15 protein-coding genes and 2 pseudogenes are annotated in these 17,179 nt (G+C 64.7%); 7 read left to right on the forward strand and 10 right to left on the reverse strand.

Annotated elements, in window-relative coordinates:
- Positions 1 to 33: 33 nt before the first annotated feature.
- The 4 genes and pseudogenes from mobB to alaC all read right to left on the reverse strand — a co-directional run bounded on the left by mobB (position 34) and on the right by alaC (position 4,620).
- Positions 34 to 552 carry a molybdopterin-guanine dinucleotide biosynthesis protein B gene (gene mobB, locus ACNANG_RS01980; protein WP_420225778.1) on the reverse strand — a complete coding sequence of 173 codons (519 nt, stop codon included), beginning with the start codon at positions 550 to 552 and terminating at the stop codon, positions 34 to 36.
- A 7-nt stretch (positions 553 to 559) separates the two neighbouring features.
- The gene (gene thrC / locus ACNANG_RS01985) at positions 560 to 1,981 is read right to left on the reverse strand and encodes a threonine synthase (RefSeq protein ID WP_420225779.1); all 1,422 of its coding nucleotides are present in this window, start codon (positions 1,979 to 1,981) and stop codon (positions 560 to 562) included.
- Between the two features lie 7 nt (positions 1,982 to 1,988).
- Positions 1,989 to 3,296 carry a homoserine dehydrogenase gene (locus tag ACNANG_RS01990; RefSeq protein WP_420225780.1) on the reverse strand — a complete coding sequence of 436 codons (1,308 nt, stop codon included), beginning with the start codon at positions 3,294 to 3,296 and terminating at the stop codon, positions 1,989 to 1,991.
- Positions 3,297 to 3,411: 115 nt separating this feature from the next.
- A pseudogene (gene alaC / locus ACNANG_RS01995) lies at positions 3,412 to 4,620 on the reverse strand (alanine transaminase).
- Between the two features lie 231 nt (positions 4,621 to 4,851).
- On the opposite strand from alaC, the gene ACNANG_RS02000 reads away from it, so the two are divergent.
- From ACNANG_RS02000 to ACNANG_RS02010, 3 genes are all read left to right on the forward strand, one after another.
- Positions 4,852 to 5,235 carry an Mth938-like domain-containing protein gene (locus ACNANG_RS02000; protein ID WP_420225781.1) on the forward strand — a complete coding sequence of 128 codons (384 nt, stop codon included), beginning with the start codon at positions 4,852 to 4,854 and terminating at the stop codon, positions 5,233 to 5,235.
- Between the two features lie 121 nt (positions 5,236 to 5,356).
- The gene (locus ACNANG_RS02005; RefSeq protein ID WP_420225782.1) at positions 5,357 to 5,821 is read left to right on the forward strand and encodes a peroxiredoxin; all 465 of its coding nucleotides are present in this window, start codon (positions 5,357 to 5,359) and stop codon (positions 5,819 to 5,821) included.
- 116 nt (positions 5,822 to 5,937) lie between these two features.
- Positions 5,938 to 7,800 (forward strand): PhoH family protein, encoded by a 1,863-nt coding sequence (locus ACNANG_RS02010; RefSeq protein WP_420225783.1) that lies wholly within the window; start codon positions 5,938 to 5,940, stop codon positions 7,798 to 7,800.
- A gap of 133 nt (positions 7,801 to 7,933) precedes the next feature.
- Here the strand turns inward: ACNANG_RS02010 and ACNANG_RS02015 are convergent, their stop codons facing one another.
- The 6 genes from ACNANG_RS02015 to ACNANG_RS02040 form a co-directional block, all read right to left on the reverse strand.
- Positions 7,934 to 9,832 (reverse strand): enoyl-CoA hydratase-related protein, encoded by a 1,899-nt coding sequence (locus ACNANG_RS02015; protein WP_420225784.1) that lies wholly within the window; start codon positions 9,830 to 9,832, stop codon positions 7,934 to 7,936.
- Between the two features lie 23 nt (positions 9,833 to 9,855).
- Positions 9,856 to 10,578, reverse strand: a complete 723-nt coding sequence (locus ACNANG_RS02020) for an ABC transporter ATP-binding protein (protein ID WP_420225785.1) — start codon at positions 10,576 to 10,578, stop codon at positions 9,856 to 9,858.
- A 12-nt stretch (positions 10,579 to 10,590) separates the two neighbouring features.
- Positions 10,591 to 11,334 (reverse strand): ABC transporter ATP-binding protein, encoded by a 744-nt coding sequence (locus ACNANG_RS02025; RefSeq protein WP_420225786.1) that lies wholly within the window; start codon positions 11,332 to 11,334, stop codon positions 10,591 to 10,593.
- A 136-nt stretch (positions 11,335 to 11,470) separates the two neighbouring features.
- The gene (locus tag ACNANG_RS02030) at positions 11,471 to 12,424 is read right to left on the reverse strand and encodes a branched-chain amino acid ABC transporter permease (protein ID WP_420225787.1); all 954 of its coding nucleotides are present in this window, start codon (positions 12,422 to 12,424) and stop codon (positions 11,471 to 11,473) included.
- Entirely contained in the window at positions 12,418 to 12,735 is a 318-nt protein-coding gene (locus ACNANG_RS02035) for a hypothetical protein (protein ID WP_420225788.1), read from the reverse strand. Before ACNANG_RS02035 ends, ACNANG_RS02030 begins: the two co-directional genes overlap by 7 nt.
- Complete coding sequence (locus ACNANG_RS02040; protein WP_420225789.1) at positions 12,732 to 13,757, reverse strand: branched-chain amino acid ABC transporter permease; 1,026 nt, start codon at positions 13,755 to 13,757, stop codon at positions 12,732 to 12,734. The genes ACNANG_RS02035 and ACNANG_RS02040 overlap by 4 nt, the downstream gene beginning before the upstream one ends.
- Positions 13,758 to 13,869: 112 nt before the next feature.
- Between ACNANG_RS02040 and ACNANG_RS02045 the strand changes: the two genes are divergently transcribed.
- The 4 genes and pseudogenes from ACNANG_RS02045 (at position 13,870) to ACNANG_RS02060 (ending at position 17,144) form a co-directional block, all read left to right on the forward strand.
- Positions 13,870 to 15,393, forward strand: coding sequence for a protein adenylyltransferase SelO (locus tag ACNANG_RS02045; RefSeq protein ID WP_420225790.1), 1,524 nt, complete (start codon positions 13,870 to 13,872; stop codon positions 15,391 to 15,393).
- Positions 15,394 to 15,403: 10 nt separating this feature from the next.
- On the forward strand, positions 15,404 to 15,829 hold the full coding sequence (gene msrB / locus ACNANG_RS02050; RefSeq protein ID WP_420225791.1) for a peptide-methionine (R)-S-oxide reductase MsrB: 426 nt from the start codon (positions 15,404 to 15,406) through the stop codon (positions 15,827 to 15,829).
- Between the two features lie 447 nt (positions 15,830 to 16,276).
- Positions 16,277 to 16,866: pseudogene (locus tag ACNANG_RS02055) on the forward strand (septation protein A).
- Positions 16,863 to 17,144: a BolA family protein gene (locus ACNANG_RS02060; RefSeq protein ID WP_420225792.1), complete on the forward strand. Its 282-nt coding sequence runs from the start codon at positions 16,863 to 16,865 to the stop codon at positions 17,142 to 17,144. The pseudogene ACNANG_RS02055 and the gene ACNANG_RS02060 overlap by 4 nt, the downstream one beginning before the upstream one ends.
- Positions 17,145 to 17,179 lie beyond the last annotated feature (35 nt).

A 17,179-nucleotide genomic window follows, 5' to 3' on the forward strand; every position in this document is an offset into this window, starting at 1 on the left:
GGCAACGGGTTTCACAACGTCTCCTTCGTGCCGCTAGCGCGCGGCAGGCAATCGGTTCAGGGTGTCGAGCAGCCACAGCGCAACGTGCGCCGGCTGGTCGAGGTCCAGCACATCCCGTTCCCCCGGGTCGGGGATCGTGTCTGGACGGTCGGTCGCAATGGCGACCACCGACGGGTCGTCGGGATACATGGGCGGCTTGCCCGTCTCGGCGCGCCATACTTCCAGCTTCGGCAATGGCCAGCGCTTGTACCCTTCCACCAGCACCACGTCGCAGGGCGAAAGTACCGCCAACTGCGCGTCCATGCCGGGCTCGGCTTCGTCACGGGACTCGTGCATCAGCACCCATCGATGCGCCGAGGTCAGCAGGACCTCGCTGGCGCCGGCTTCCCGATGCCGGTAGGAATCCTTGCCCGGCCGGTCGATGTCGAAGCGGTCATGCGCATGCTTGATCAACGATACCTTCAGCCCGTGCCGGACGAGGATGGGAATGACGCGTTCGATCAGCGTGGTCTTGCCCGCCCCACTGTGGCCGGCAATCCCGAAAACTTTCATTGGCCGATCAGGCAGCGCCATGCTTGACGATGTAATCCTTGATCGTCTGCACGTCGGCGTCGAGAATCTGGACACGCTGGGGCAGCGCTTCGATGCCCTCGAATGCGGCAGGACGCGGTGCAAGTTCGCCCAGGGCTTCCTCGATCGTTTCGCCAAACTTGATCGGCAAAGCGGTTTCCAGCACCAGCATGGGAATACCGGTTTCGACAAAAGGCCGCGCGACCTTGACGCCGTCCGCCGTGTGCGGATCGATGACCACACCCGTTTCGGCCTTGACCTGGCGGATGGTGGCCAGACGGTCGGCGTGGGTGCTCGCGCCGGACACGAAACCAAAGCGCGTTTCGAATTCGGGCTTGTACAACGACAGATCGAAGCTGCCTTCGGTGGCCAGTTGATCCCACAAGGCCTTGACCTTGGCGGCATCGCGATCCATCAGGTCGTACACGAATCGCTCGAAATTCGAGGCCTTGGAAATGTCCATGGATGGGCTGGACGTCTGGTGCGTTTCAGCCGACGCGCGCGGACGGTAGATGCCCGTGCGGAAGAATTCTTCGAGCACGTTGTTTTCGTTGGTGGCCAGCACCAGGCGGCGGATCGGCAGACCCATGCTGCGAGCGAAGTGCCCCGCAAGGATGTTGCCGAAGTTGCCCGAGGGCACGGCGAACGACACCTGCGGCAGCTCGCCACCGTTGGACGGCTGCGTGGCCATGCGCCAGCCATGGAAGTAGTACACCACCTGCGCGGCGATACGCGCCCAGTTGATCGAATTGACCGCGCCAATGCGATGTTCGATCTTGAAGGACAGGTCTCCACTGACCGCCTTGACGATATCCTGGCAGTCGTCGAACACCCCCTGCACCGCGATGTTGTGGATGTTCTCGTCCTGCAGCGAATACATCTGCGCGCGCTGGAACGCGCTCATGCGGCCTTGCGGCGACAGCATGAACACCGACACGCCTTTCTTGCCCCGCATGGCGTACTCGGCGGCCGAGCCGGTGTCGCCCGAGGTCGCGCCAAGGATATTGAGCGTGGAGTGGCGGCGGCTAAGCGTGTATTCGAACAGGTGGCCCAGCAACTGCATGGCCATGTCCTTGAACGCCAGCGTCGGGCCTTCGGACAGCCCGAGCAGCGACATGCCCCCTGCGAGAGGCTTGAGCGGTACGATCACGTCGCTGCCGAAGACCTCGGGCCGGTAGGCGGCGTGGGTCAACGCGCGCAGGTCGTCGGCCGGAATGTCGGTCAGGAAGTGCTGCAGGACTTCGAATGCCAGGTCGGCATACGACAGGTCGCGCCAGGACTCAAGCTGCTGCGCCGAGATCTGGGGGATGCTTTCGGGCACGGCCAGGCCACCATCGGGCGCGAGCCCTTCGAGCAGCACGTCGGTGAAGGGTTGCGGCGCCATGCCGCCACGGGTTGAAAGATATCGCATTCGGGTCTCAGGCCAGGTTTTCGAGTCGCAGGCGGGTCACCTTGGACTGGACGGTGGTCAACGCCTCGATGCGTGCAATGGCGGCATTCACATTGCGTTCGATGGCTTCGTGCGTAAGGAAGATGATGTCGGCCTGGGTCGACCCTTCACGCGGCTTCTGGATCATGGAACCGATCGAGATCGACGCGTCCGCAAGGATGCGGGTGATGTCGGCCAGCACGCCGGGCACGTCATTGACGGTCAGGCGCAGGTAATACGAGGTGGTGACCGCGTCGATCGGCAAGATGGGCTTGTCGGACATCGATTGCGGCTGGAACGCCAGGTGCGGCACGCGATGTTCCGGATCGGCCGTATGCAGGCGGGTAACGTCCACCAGGTCGGCGACGACGGCGGACGCGGTAGGCTCTTCGCCAGCGCCCTTGCCGTAATACAGGGTGGCGCCCACGGCGTCGCCCTGCACCAGCACCGCGTTCATGGCGCCTTCGACATTGGCCAGCAGACGCTTGGCCGGGATCAGAGTGGGATGCACGCGCAGTTCGATGCCATCGGGCCGCGCCTTGGTCACGCCCAGCAGCTTGATCCGGTAGCCCAGTTCTTCGGCATACGAAATGTCCGTTTGCGACAGCGACGAAATGCCTTCGACGTACGCCTTGTCGAACTGCACCGGCACGCCGAACGCGATGGCGGACAGCAAGGTCAGTTTGTGTGCGGCGTCGACGCCTTCGACGTCGAAGGTCGGATCGGCTTCGGCATAGCCGAGCTGTTGCGCTTCGGCCAGCACGTCTGCGAACGGCAGGCCCCTGGCGCGCATTTCGGACAGGATGAAGTTGGTCGTGCCGTTGATGATGCCGGCGACCCATTCGATCTGGTTGGCGGTCAGGCCTTCGCGAATGGCCTTGATGATCGGGATGCCGCCGGCGACGGCCGCTTCGAACATCACCATGACGCCCTTCTCGCTGGCCAGCGCGAAGATTTCATTGCCGTGCTTGGCGAGCAACGCTTTGTTGGCGGTGACCACATGCTTGCCGTGGGCGATGGCCTCGAGCACCAGTTCACGCGCCAGGCCGTCGCCACCAATCAGTTCCACGACGATGTCGATGGACGGATCGCGCACGATCTCGAACGGGTCGGCCACGACCTGCGCGGCGTCGCCGACACGGCTCTTGGCTTTGACGAGATCGCGTGCGGACACCTTCGTCACGACGATATGGCGCCCGGCACGGCGGGCGATTTCTTCGGCGTTGCGCGCCAGCACATTGAATGTGCCGCCGCCAACCACGCCTAGGCCCAGGAGGCCTACTCGGATGGGTTCCATGCTGCTTCCGGGGGAATTGCTGAAAAGAGATCGCGGGGTTTACGCGACAATGACGCCAGTTTAACGGACGCCGGGGCCTGCCCGGCGTCCATCAGGACAAATCAGGCCATCCGGATCATGCCGGACGCTGCACCAGCCCGTCCTTGCGGAACATGTCCTTGATCCCGCGCACGGCCTGGCGGGTGCGCTGTTCGTTCTCGATCAGCGCAAAACGGACGTGATCGTCGCCATACTCGCCAAAACCGATGCCTGGCGACACCGCCACATGCGCGTCCGCCAGCAGGCGCTTGGCAAATTCCAACGAGCCCAGATTTGCGTAAGGCTCGGGTATCTTGGCCCAGATGTACATCGAGGCCTTGGGGTTCTCGACCATCCAGCCGGCTTCGTGCAGCCCCTTGACTCAGCACGTCGCGGCGGCGGCGATACTGTTCGACCACCTCGGCAACGCATTCCTGCGGCCCTTCCAGCGCGGCGATCGACGCCACCTGGATGGGCGTGAACGTGCCATAGTCGTGGTAACTCTTGATCCTGGCCAGCGCGTTGACCAGTTCCTTGTTGCCCACCATGTAGCCGACACGCCAGCCGGCCATGTTGTAGCTCTTGCTCATGGTAAAGAATTCGACCGCCACGTCGCGCGCACCGGGCACCTGCATGATCGACGGCGCGACGTAGCCATCGAAGGTGATGTCGGCGTAAGCCAGGTCGTGCACGACCAGAATGTTGTGCTCGCGGGCCAGCGCCACGACACGCTCGAAGAACGACAGGTCCACGCACTGGGCCGTCGGGTTGCTTGGAAAGCCCAGAATGATCATCTTGGGCTTGGGAATGGATTCCTTGATCGCGCGTTCCAGCTCGACAAAAAGTCGGTGCCCGGCGTCATGCGGACCGACCGGATGTCGGCCCCGGCAATTACCGCGCCATAGATGTGGATCGGGTAGCTGGGATTGGGCACCAGCACGGTGTCGCCACGGTCCAGCGTGGCCAGCATCAGGTGCGCCAGGCCTTCTTTCGACCCGATGGTGACGATCGCTTCGGTTTCGGGATCGATGTCCACGCCGTATCGCCGGCCATACCAGTCGGCAATGGCCTTGCGCAGCCGGGGGATCCCCTTCGAGACCGAATAGCCATGCGTGCCCGGGCGCTTGGTGGCTTCGACCAGCTTGTCGACGATATGGGCGGGCGTGTCGCCATCAGGATTGCCCATCGACATGTCGATGATGTCTTCGCCTCGTCGGCGCGCCGCCATCTTCAGCTCCGCCGTGATGTTGAACACGTAGGGCGGCAAACGCTGAATGCGCGAAAACTCGCGCGATGGGGTCGACATGGTGATTCCTTAAAGGTGACAAGAAAGCGGTCAGAAAGCGGCAACGGGGTGGGCAAAACCGTCCGACCCGGGGCTGTATCGCACCGCGTAAACCTATAATCTAGCTAAACGGGCTGCCCCTAGCAAATCGCTGGCGGCCTCTTCCCTGGCGGCCGTCCGCATACCCGTGGGTCGTCGTGACCGGGCGCCACGTGGACCCTGCGGCCCGCCCCTCCATTTCCGGAGCAGAACGTGAAATTGCATTCCGACCCGAATACGTCCCTGAACACCGTTACCGGCTACGGCGACGGCTACATCGAAGTCAACAAGACCGAGTATGCCCATGCCGTCGTTTTTGGTCCGGAAGGCGACGTCGCGCGATGGTCCCCCGAATCGGTCGAGCAGATCGACGCTGCGGCAATGGCCCAGCTGGTCGACCTCGACTCCCGGCCCCTGCCCGAAGTGCTGCTGATCGGCACCGGCAACAAGCAACGTTTTCTTGCGCCCGCGCTGCTGCGGCCGTTGCTCAAGGCGGGGGTGGGCGTCGAAATGATGGATAGCCAGGCAGCTTCACGCACGTACAACATTCTGATGTCCGAAGACCGCCGTGTGGTGGTCGCGCTGCTGCCGGGCTGACCTGAAGGGCGCACCGGGCGCGCCCGGTCGCCCAGCGCTCCAGATCTGCCCTGCCGCGGCTCACGCTTTTCGCCGTACTGCTATCCGGGTGTCTTGCCCGTGACGTTCTTTCAAGGACCCTATGACCATTGCCATCGACAGCCCCGCACCAACCTTTACCGCCCCCAGCACCGACGGCGATTTTTCGCTTGAAGCCATGAAGGGCCAGATCGTGGTGTTGTATTTCTATCCGAAAGACAACACCCCAGGGTGCACGACGCAAGGGCAGAATTTCAGGGACCTGCATGCCGAATTCGAGGCCGCCGGCGCGCGGATCTTTGGCGTGTCGCGCGACACCCTGTCGTCGCACCTCAAGTTCCGCGACAAGCAGGAATTTCCGTTCGCGCTGATTGCCGACCCCAACGAGACCGTGTGCGAAATGTACGGTGTCATGAAGCTGAAAAACATGTACGGCAAGCAGGTGCGCGGCATCGAACGCAGCACGTTTCTGATTGACGCGGACGGCGTGCTGCGCAAGGAATGGCGCGGGTTGAAGGTGCCCGGTCACGTCGACGCCGTGCTTGCGGCCGTGCGCGAACTGGGCTGAGGCAGCGGGCCGCGGGCAAGCGGCGCGGACGGTCACATCTTTAATCCACTCGTCGGGACGATACGGCAACCGAAGTGCAGTATCGTTAGGATTCCCATACGAGGAGATACGCGCTCATGCCGCTTCCAAAGATGCCCACCCGGCCCGCAGCCATTTTGTCTTTTCCTACGGGTGAACCCGCGCGACCCGCCGCACGAACCAAGAAGTCGGATACCGCCGCGCCCCAGGCGTCTTCTTCCCTCCCGCTTGAAGTCCAACCCGAACTGTCCGGCATTCAGGCCGCGCCCGCCAAGACGTCGCGGACGCGCGCCGGCAAGTCGGCGTCGGTCAAGACAGCGGCGGCCGCGCCCGTTGGCGTGCTTCTGACGCCCGACGCACCGTCCGCGCCGCAGCCGGTTGCCGCGGCATCGGCGCCCGCGTCGCTGGCCGCGGTCCCGGCCGCCGAGCCGTCGGACGCGCCTCGCGCGCCGCAGGCACGCAGCACGCCCGCCCCGGCCGAGCCTGTCGGCAAGGCCACGGCGGCGGGCAGGAAAACGCCGGCCGCCAAGCAAGGCGGCGCCACTGCGCGCACCAAAGCCAAGGGCTCGCAAAAGACCAAGATGTTCGTGCTCGACACGAACGTGTTGCTGCACGACCCGAGTTCGCTCTTCCGGTTCGAGGAACACGACGTGTTCCTGCCGATGATGACGCTCGAAGAACTCGACAACCAGAAAAAGGGCATGTCGGAAGTGGCGCGCAATGCGCGTCAGGTCAGCCGTTCGCTGGACATGCTGGTCAGCGATGTCGACGACATCGAAAACGGCATTGCGCTGAACAAGCTGGGCAGCCGGGAAGCGCTTGGCCGCCTGCGATTGCAGACGACCCTGGTTGAAACCGTACTGCCGGCAAGCCTGCCTATCGGCAAGGCCGACAACCAGATCCTGGGCGTCGTCCGTTCCTTGCAAGACCAATACCCCGACCATGACGTGGTGCTGGTGTCCAAGGACATCAACATGCGCGTCAAGGCGCGCGCGCTCAGCCTGCAGGCCGAAGACTATTTCAACGATCAGGTGCTGGAAGATTCCGACCTGCTCTATACCGGCATCCTGCAATTGCCCAACGATTTCTGGGACAAGCACGGCAAGGGCATCGAATCCTGGCAACAGGGCGGCAGCACGTTCTACCGCATTACCGGACCGCTCTGCACCCAGTTCGCGATCAACCAGTTCGTGTACTTCGAAGGCAGCATGCCGCTGTACGCGCAGGTCAAGGAAGTCATCGGCAAGACGGCGGTACTGCAGACCTTGCGCGATCACACCCATTCGAAAAACAACGTGTGGGGCATTACGGCGCGCAACCGCGAGCAGAACTTCGCGCTGAACCTGTTGATGAATCCGGACTGCGATTTCGTGTCGCTGCTCGGCCAGGCAGGCACCGGCAAGACGCTGTTGGCGTTGGCGGCCGGCCTGACCCAGGTGCTTGAAACCAAGCGCTACACCGAGATCATCATGACGCGGGTCACGGTGCCGGTCGGCGAAGACATCGGTTTCCTGCCGGGCTCGGAAGAAGAAAAGATGCTGCCGTGGATGGGCGCGCTCGAAGACAACCTTGACGTGCTGAACATGGGCGAATCCGACTCGGGCAATCATGGTGGCGACTGGGGCCGCGCGGCCACGATGGACCTGATCCGATCGCGCGTAAAGGTCAAGTCGCTGAACTTCATGCGCGGCCGTACCTTCCTGAACAAGTTCCTCATCATCGACGAAGCGCAGAACCTGACGCCCAAGCAGATGAAGACGCTGGTCACGCGGGCAGGCCCCGGCACCAAGGTGATCTGCCTGGGCAACATCGCGCAGATCGATACGCCGTACCTAACCGAAGGCAGTTCGGGCCTGACGTACGTGGTCGACCGTTTCAAGGGATGGGCGCACTCGGGCCACGTCACCCTTCAACGCGGCGAGCGCTCGCGTCTGGCGGACCACGCGGCAGAAATCCTGTAGTCGTCTGGAGACCCCGCGAACCCGGCTACGTCATGTTGCGTAGCCGGGTTTTTTACGCCCGCTGCCAACAGGGACATGTCAGCGCCGCCACGGACGTTTCACTGCCCTGGCAAACGTTTCCCGCGCCCTTGCGCTAATCGAAGCGCCTGCCCTCCGACGCCAGCCGCACCAGCAGCGGCGAAGGCACCCAGTCGTGCGTTTCGATGGGAGACGACTCGCCGTGTTCCAGCAGACTCGCCACCATGCAATCCAAACCGCGTTCATGCGCATAGCAGAGCGGGCCGCCCGTGTGCGCCGGGAAGCCATAGCCTTTCAGGCAGACCAGGTCGATATCCGACGCGCGTTGCGCAATGCCTTCGTCCAGCAAATGCGAGGCCTCATTGACCAGGCCGCACATCAGATACTCCACAATCTTGGCGTCATCGATGCCGCTGGTATCGGGTGCGACGGCCTCGGGCGCCATGTCGGGCAACAACGGCGGCGGGTCGAAACCGAAGGCGCCCAGCGCGTGGATGATGCGCGCCAGCGGCACGCCGCGATCCTGCAGTGATTCGACATGGCGGCCATAGCGGCGGCGCATGCGTTCGCCTATCAGTCCGTTCAACCCCACACAGACGACAGCGGGCAGTTCCACGCGCTTTGCGAACGCCAGCGCGGTGGCGACCGTTCTGTCATCGGTATGTTTGCCACGGCCGACCTCGAGCACGCCAACCCCCAGCGACGACCGGCAGCCGTGCAAGGCCACGACCTTGTCGGGGCGCTGCGTAAAGGACGCCAGCGCATCGATGTCCGTGGTGGCCGCGTCGGCCGCCAGGATGGCATGGGGCTTCATCAGTTCGTCCAGGTCTTCGAACAAGGGCAGATCGGGGTCCATGCCGGGCTGCGAGGTCACGATCACGAGGTCGGCGTCGGCAAGTGCGGCAAGGTCCGCCACCTGCGTCAGGCTGTCCAGGGTGTCAGGCGCATCGTCGGCCGCCGTACCCGGAGCACCCGCGTTCGCCGAATCGGCTGCGGCAGCCGCCGCCGCGGCCACGGTCACCGCGCCGTCGGCCGTGTTGAACCACAACACGGTATACCCTGCGCGCGCGGCGACTTGCGCCAGGTCGAGGCCGTGTCCGGCCTCCCCCACGACGGCGATCACGTCCAGTGGCGCGGGGGTGACGTCGGCAGGCAGGCCGTCGACCTTGCCCGCCTCCCGTTCGCTCGTCAAACCATGCCGCAAGGCACGTGCTTGCGGCGATTCCAGCAGGGTCAGGAAGGACTCGCGCTCACGGCGCATGCCTTGTTCGAACGGGTCCGTCGTCGCCGCCTCGATGGCATCGATGCAGTGAGCGGGGGCAAGCAGTTGGGGGGACGTATGCGCAATTCCCGCCCGGGCCTGTTCAATGGCCAGGGCCACGCCGTCGGTCTCGACGCCCAGATCACGCAAGCGCGGCATGCGTCCTTCCGCCGCGGCCGGAATGGCCACCCGGCGCGCGAAGTCGCAGGCGCCGTCGACGAGATCCCCTTCGATCAGGGCCTGGATCAAGGCAGTATCGGCAAAATCGGCCGACGGAAAGGAATCGCCCGACAAGATCATGGCCAGCGCACGCGGCACGCCGATGGCGCGTGGCAACCGCTGCGTGCCGCCCGCGCCTGGCATCAGCCCAAGCCGCACTTCTGGCAGCGCCAGCCGAGCGTCGGGCGTGGCGACGCGGTAGTGGCAACCCATGGCCAACTCAAGCCCCACGCCCAAGGCCACGCCGTGGATCGCGGCGATCACGGGTTTGCTGGACGCTTCGACCTGATTGATCGTCGAGAGCACAATGGGTTCCTGCAAGGCTTTGGGGGTGTTGAACTCCTGGGTGTCCGTCCCGCCAGAAAACGCCTTGCCCGCCCCGGTCACGACAATGGCCCGGATGGCGTCGTCCTCACCGGCGCGCTGTACGCCTTCGACCAGGTCGCGGCGCGTGTCGAATCCCAGGCCGTTGACCGGCGGATTGTCGAGGGTAATGACGGCGATGTCCTCTCGGACCTCGTAGGCGGCAGCCATGCTTGTCCTTGTCGTGGTGTCTGCTACAGCTCGATCCAGTCGCGGCGCACCGCGCCATTCAGGCGCAGTGTGTCGGGCGTCCCTTCGAACACGATCTTGCCATGTCCAAGCACATACAGACGACTGGAAATTTGCAAGGCAATGTCCAGACGCTGTTCGATCAGCAACACGGATCGTCCACGGTCCCTGACGGCCTCAAGGCAGCGCGCGACCTGCTCCACCAGCATCGGCGCCAGGCCCTCGGTAGGCTCGTCAACGATGATGAGCGCAGGATCGCCCATCAGCGTGCGGCTCAGCGACAGCATCTGCTGCTCGCCGCCCGACAGGGCATGCGCCGGGGTGTGCGCGCGTCGCTCCAGCTGGGGAAAGCGCTTCCAGGTATCGGCCAGCGTCCACCCCGACGGCGCGCCGCCGCGCCGCACGCCCAGCGCCAGGTTTTGAAGCACGGTCAACGTGGGAAACACGTCGCGGCTTTCCGGCACGTAACCGATGCCGGCGCGCGCGATGTCAACGGTGCGGCGTCCCAGCCATTGCTCGCCCTGCCACAGCATGTGCCCGCGCGCCTGCACCATCCCCATCAACGCGCGCGCCGTGGTGGACCGGCCCGCGCCATTGCGGCCGAGCAGGGCCACGATCTCGCCAGGCTGCACGTTCAGGTCCACGCCCTGCAATACGTGACTTGCGCCATACCAGGCGTGCAGGCCCTGTACCTGCAACGGGGACACCCCGGGGTCAGGACGTCGCATGGTGCCGCCCGGTCATGATGCCTGCCCTTTTCCGTGCAAGGATGAGGCCGTCCCGTTTTCGTCGACCCGTGTCTGTCCCAGATACGCTGCGCGTACCGCCGGATCGTTGCGCACGGCATCGGGCGCGCCGGACGCAATCACCTCGCCCTGCACCAGCACCGACAGCCGATCGGCCAGCGCAAACACGACTTCCATATCGTGCTCGATGATCAACAGTGATCGCCCCGCCGCGGCGCCGCGCACCAGTTCGACCATGCGCGCGGCTTCGGCGCGGTTCATGCCCGCCGTGGGTTCGTCGAGCAACAGCACCCGCGCGTCGGTGGCAAGGGTCATGCCCAGTTCCAATGCGCGCTGCTGCGCATAAGCCAGTTCACCGGCCAGACGCCATCGGTCGGCGTGCAGGCCCAGACGGTCCGCCAGATGATCGGCACGCTCGTTGATCGGACGCTGCGCCGATGCGCGCCGCCAGAACGCATATCCGGCGCCAAGCGACCAGGACGCCGCGCACCGCAGATTGTCGATTACCGTCATCCGTGGAAATACATTCGTGACCTGGAAGCTGCGTGACAGCCCTCGCCGGTTGATGACGTGCGGCGCCAGCCCACCGATGTCGCGACCTTCCAGCTGGATGCGGCCGCTCGTAGGGGATGTCAGACCCGAGATCACATGAAAGAGGGTCGACTTGCCAGCGCCATTGGGACCGATGACGGCGTGGCGTTCACCCGCGGCGACCGACAGCGAGACCGATCGCAGCACGTCGACCTTGCCCCACCGCTTGGAAACATCGGTCAGCTGCAGGGCGGCGGTGCCGGACAGGGGGATGATGACGCACCGCTGACCATCGCAGTCTCGGCAGCCGCCGGCTGCGCGCGCGGTTTGATCGGCCTGGACATCAAGCCGCCCCTGTCCGGGGCCTGGCAGCGTCCTGGCCCAGGCCGCCCTCTGCCCGCGCCCGGCGCCGACGAGCCAGGATCAGCATGCCGATGCCTGACGCCACGGCCCCCACGGCCATCCACCAGGGCATGCCGCCTCCGATCTCCCACCATCCGGTAGAAACGCCTGCGGCGTCTTGCACCGGCGCCGCTTGCCCCAGACGCAAACGTTCGCGGTACAGCGGCTCGACCAGTTCGACCGTGCCGAACACACCTAGCAGCAGCCCCGACGCCGCCAGAACATATCGGGCCGAGATCATGCGCCAGCCGCGTTCCCGCCATTGCCGGCAATGGTCCGCTACAAACCCCGCGATGCCGCCCGGCGCGAACATCACGGTCGCGGCAAACGCAAGGCCGAGATATAGCTGCCATGCCGGGGTGTGGCGCGACAAGGCCATCGCCATCAGCGTGACCGAGATGGCGCCGAGCACGGGGCCGATGAAGTACGCCGATCCGCCAATCACCACCGCCAGCAACACCATGCCTGATCGCATCGAGCCCAGGCTTTCCGCGCTGACCACTTCCACGTTCAACGCCGTCAACGCGCCCGACATGCCGGCAAAGAACGCGGCAGCCACAAGCATCGTGCAGCGGACCCGCGTCGCGTCGTAGCCGACAAAGCCGACGCGTTCGGCGTTATCGCGCACTGCCGTGGCAATCCTGCCTAGCGGCGTACGGGTCAGCCCGTACATGGCCAGGGCAGCGGCCAAGGTCCATGCCGCCGTCAGGTAATAGATTTCGATGTCCGGGCCGAACGTAATCCCGAATACCGGATCGCCCACGACGCGATTGGTGGCAAGGCCCGCCTCGCCGCCGAACCAGGACGGGAACATCGCCGCCACCGCGTACATCAGCTCGCCAATACCCAGCGAGATCATCGCGAACGGCGTTCCGCCGCGGCGCGTGGTCAGCACCCCGAACAGCAGACCGAAGGCCGCGCCCCCAGTCCGCCGGCCAGCGGAACCAGCGACACCGGCAAGGGCAGTCCTTCGCCCGCCAGGTTCAGTACGCGCACCGCCACCCAGCCGCCCATGCCGGCGTAGACCGCGTGGCCGAAGGACAGCAGGCCTGTCTGACCCAGCAACAGGTTGTAGGACAGCGCAAACACCGTCATCGCGCACATGTGGGACAGCAGCGTCACGCCATAGGCATTGCCGGACACGCCGCCCATCACCCACGGCGCCAGCAACAGGACGAGCGCCACGACGAACCATGTCCGTGTCACGACTCGCGCCTTCCGAGCAAGCCGAACGGCCGCCAGATCAACACGCCTACCAGCACCAGATAAGGCAGGACCGGCGCGATCCGCGACAGGGGCAAGCCCAGCAAGGGCGCCAGAAAGGTGACGACGCCGTCCGCCGGGCCTGCCGCCACCCCGATCAGATCACCCACTGGCGTATCGAGGCCGACCGCGAACGTCTGCAGCACACCGATCAACAGACTGGCCACGAACGCCCCGGTCAGCGACCCCAGGCCGCCCACTACCGTCACGACGAACACGATCGGCCCCACCGCCAGCGCCATGCCCGGATCGGTCACGAACACGCTGCCTCCAACCGCGCCGGCCAGCCCCGCCAGCAGGCACCCGCTAGCGAATACCGCCATCAGCACCCGCGGCACGTCGTGACCCAGGGCTTCGACCATGGACGGATGCGTCATGGCGGCCTGGATGACCAGCCCGACCCGCGTGCGGTGCAGCAGGATCCACAGAGCCAGCAGCATCCCTCCGGCGACGGCCATCATCCCCGCTCGATAGGCCGGAAACTGCGTACCGTCGACCACGAACAGCGGCTGCTGCAACGATTCAGGCAGCCGGTACGGCACGGCGGAGCGTCCCCAGATCAGCTGAACGACCTCACCGATCACATAGGCCAGCGCAAAGGTAAACAGCAGTTCGGCCACGTGCCCCTGGCCGCGCACCCGCCGCAGGCCATATCGTTCCACCAGCGCACCCAGCACGCCGACGCTCAGCGGCGCCAGCACCAGCGCCGCCCAGAAGCCCGCCCCGGCCCACGCGGACGAGGCGTCGATATGGGTCGTAATGGCGTAGGCGGCATATGCCCCCAACATATAGAAACTGGCATGGGCGAAATTGATCACACCCATCATGCTGAAGATAAGCGTCAGCCCCGCCGACAGCATGAACAGCAACAGCCCATAGCTGATGCCATTGAGCAGCGCAACGATCCCGCCTTCCAACCCGCACTCTCCCGAACGCCCGCAAGGGACAAAAAAAGGCCCCGCCATCGGCTGCCGGAACGCTCGACATGCCCGGCAACACCTTGCGACGAACCCCGCCGTCGCAGTGGAACAAATAGGTTAACCTTCTTTTATCGAGTTCCCCGCACCCGCCCTGGCCATGACGACCCCTCTTGCTCCTACGCTCGACGCCCTGAAGGTCGTCAATTCGTTCGCCGACGCATCGCCCGACTTCTACACCCGCGTGACGGCGCAACCCCTGACCGACCCGTGGCTGGTGCATGCCAATGCCGACGCCGCAGCGCTGGTTGGCCTGTCGCCCGACGTTTTCACGACCCCTGCGTTCCTGCGCGTATTTTCCGGCGCCGAGCCCTTGCCGGGCGGAGTGTCGCTGGCGGCGGTCTACAGCGGGCATCAATTCGGCGTGTGGGCCGGTCAACTGGGTGACGGGCGGGCATTGCTGCTGGGCGAGGTCGATACGCCCGCCGGCCCGTGGGAACTGCAATTGAAGGGATCCGGGCGCACGCCGTATTCCCGGATGGGCGACGGCAAGGCAGTGCTGCGTTCATCGGTACGGGAATATCTGGCGTCCGAGGCGATGGCCGGCCTGGGGATCCCCACCACCCGTGCGCTGGCGCTGGTCGCGTCCGATGATCCGGTGCGCCGCGAAACCATGGAAACGGCCGCCGTCGTGACCCGCATGTCGCCGTCGTTCGTGCGCTTCGGATCTTTCGAACACTGGGCGAGCCGGCAGCAGATCGAACCGCTGCGCGTCCTGGCGGACTACGTGATCGATCACTTCTACCCCGCGTGCCGCACGGCGCCGGACGGCGCTGCCGATGTGGCGGGCGGTCCATACCTCCGGTTGCTGGCCGAAGTCACCCGGCGGACGGCGGCGCTGATGGCGCAGTGGCAAGTGGTTGGCTTCTGCCATGGCGTCATGAATACGGACAATATGTCGATCCTGGGCCTGACGCTGGACTACGGCCCCTACGGGTTCATGGATGCTTTCGATGCTCACCACATCTGCAACCACACCGACAGCGCGGGCCGCTATGCCTGGGACGCGCAACCCGCCGTGGGCCATTGGAATCTGTACAAGCTGGCTGGCGCGCTGTTCCCCCTGATCGAAGACGAAGACGCCATTCGCGCGTCGCTGGATGGTTACGAAGCCACGTTCCTGGACACTTTCCATGGCCTGATGGCCCGCAAGCTGGGGCTGGTCGCCTGGCGCGACACGGATGCCGACCTGGTCAACGCTCTGTGGGCGGTCATGCACCGGAACGGCGCTGACTTCACGCTCAGCTTCCGCCGCCTGGCCCAGGTCCACAAGGATGCGACCACGGAATCGGCGGCATCGGCCGGCCGGGAAACGTTCGTCGACCTGTTTGCCGATCGCCCGGCAGCGGAAGCCTGGCTCGATACCTACCGGGCTCGCCTGCGCCTGGACGATCTGGACGATGCAGCGCGGGCCGACGCGATGAATCGCATCAATCCGCTGTATGTGTTGCGTAATCATTTGGCCGAGACGGCGATCCGCGCCGCCGCGCAGCGCGACACATCGGAAATCCAGACCCTGGTGATGCTGCTGAAGGATCCGTATACCGAAAAACCGGGATTCGACGTGTACTGCCGTATCCCGCCGGACTGGGCGAGCCATCTGGAAGTCAGTTGTTCTTCGTGAGGACCCCCGCATGACAGCTCCAAAGAAAGTGAACAAATCCGACGCCGAATGGCGCACCCTGCTGACCCCGATGCAGTACGCGGTCGCCCGGGAAAAGGCGACAGAGCGCGCCTTTACCGGCGAATACTGGGACCACCACGAGCCGGGGATCTACCGCTGCGTCGCCTGCAACACGCCCCTGTTCGCCTCGGACACCAAATTCGACTCGTCCTGCGGCTGGCCCAGCTACTTCAAGGCGCTCGACCCTGACAACGTGCGTGAAGAGCAGGACACCACCCACGGCATGGTCCGTACGGAAGTGCTGTGCAACGTGTGCGACGCCCATCTCGGCCACGTCTTTCCCGATGGCCCGCCGCCCACTGGCGTGCGCTATTGCATCAACTCCGTGTCGCTGAAGTTCGAACCGTTCAGCCCGGCCGAAGCCGCACCGCGCTGAGGGTGACAGGGGTCGCGGTCTGCCGACAGGCCGCGACATCCGGATCCTCGGCACACGACACGCTGCATCGTCCCCCCGTTGGCCCCCCTGCGAAGCAGCCTACCGAAGCAGCCTGCCGAAGCAGCCCGCCGACGCACCTTGCCGACGAGCCCTGCCGACCCGCTCGGGCCCGATGCGCCCTGACCTGACGCGCAGGCGGCGCTGGCGCCGGGCGCTTCACTGGATTTTCGCCCCTCTCTCTCTCTATATATATAGAGCACCCCAAGATAGCGATAGCACCTAGATAAATAGCGTTTTACCAACAACAGCGTTCCTGGACACGCCGTATGAACCGGCCGCCGCCGTTTCCCTGCCCGCGCCGATCCGCGATAAGCTCCCTTCCCTTGCCGCCGTGCGCCGCGTACCGCCCGCCGTCGACAAGATCCGTTTCCTGACTATCGAGCCCAAATGAAACTTCTGTTCGATCTATTTCCCCTTCTGCTCTTTTTTGGCGCCTACAAATTTGCCGACCTGTACGTCGCGACCGGCGTCGCCATGGCGGCCAGCGTGCTGCAGATCCTGTGGCTGGTTGCCCGGCGCAAGAAAATCGAGCCCATGCACTGGATCAACCTGACCATCATCGTCGTCTTCGGCGGGGCGACGTTGTTCCTGCATAACGAATTGTTCATCAAGTGGAAGCCCACGGTGCTGTACTGGTTGTTCGCCGTTGTCCTGCTGGGCGGACAGCTCGTCGCCAAAAAGAACCTGATGCGCAGCATGCTCGGCGCCCAGATCCAGCTGCCCGACGCCATCTGGAATCGCCTGAATACCGCCTGGGCGCTTTTTTCGCCGCGGTCGGCTGCGTCAATCTGTACGTGGCCTACAACTGGCCCACCGAAACCTGGGTGACGTTCAAAGTGTTCGGAATTTTTGGCCTGCTGATTGCCTTCGTGATCCTTCAGTCGATCTACCTGGGGCGTCACATGAAGACACCGGCTAAAGAAGGCGCGGCTGAAGTGATCAAGGCGGAAACCGACGCCGGGGCGGAACGGTCATGACCGCCGCCCGCGTCGCCACCATTCGCAGCCTGCTTGGCGGACTCGACCCGCAGGCGCTTGACGTCACCGACGAATCCCACCTGCATGCCGGCCATGCCGGCGCGGCAGGCGGAGCGGGACACTTCCGGGTACGCATCGTTTCGGACCGTTTCACGGGCTTGTCAAGGGTGAGCCGACATCGCCTGGTGTATGATCGATTGAAGGATCTGATGCCTGACGAGGTGCATGCGCTTGCCATCACGGCGCTCACTTCCCAAGAAAATTCCGACAAGACCTAACAAATCAGGCTGGCTTCCGGCCGATCTATTCATAG

This window comes from Pigmentiphaga litoralis (assembly GCF_048632615.1).
Classification (GTDB): domain Bacteria; phylum Pseudomonadota; class Gammaproteobacteria; order Burkholderiales; family Burkholderiaceae_B; genus Pigmentiphaga; species Pigmentiphaga litoralis_B.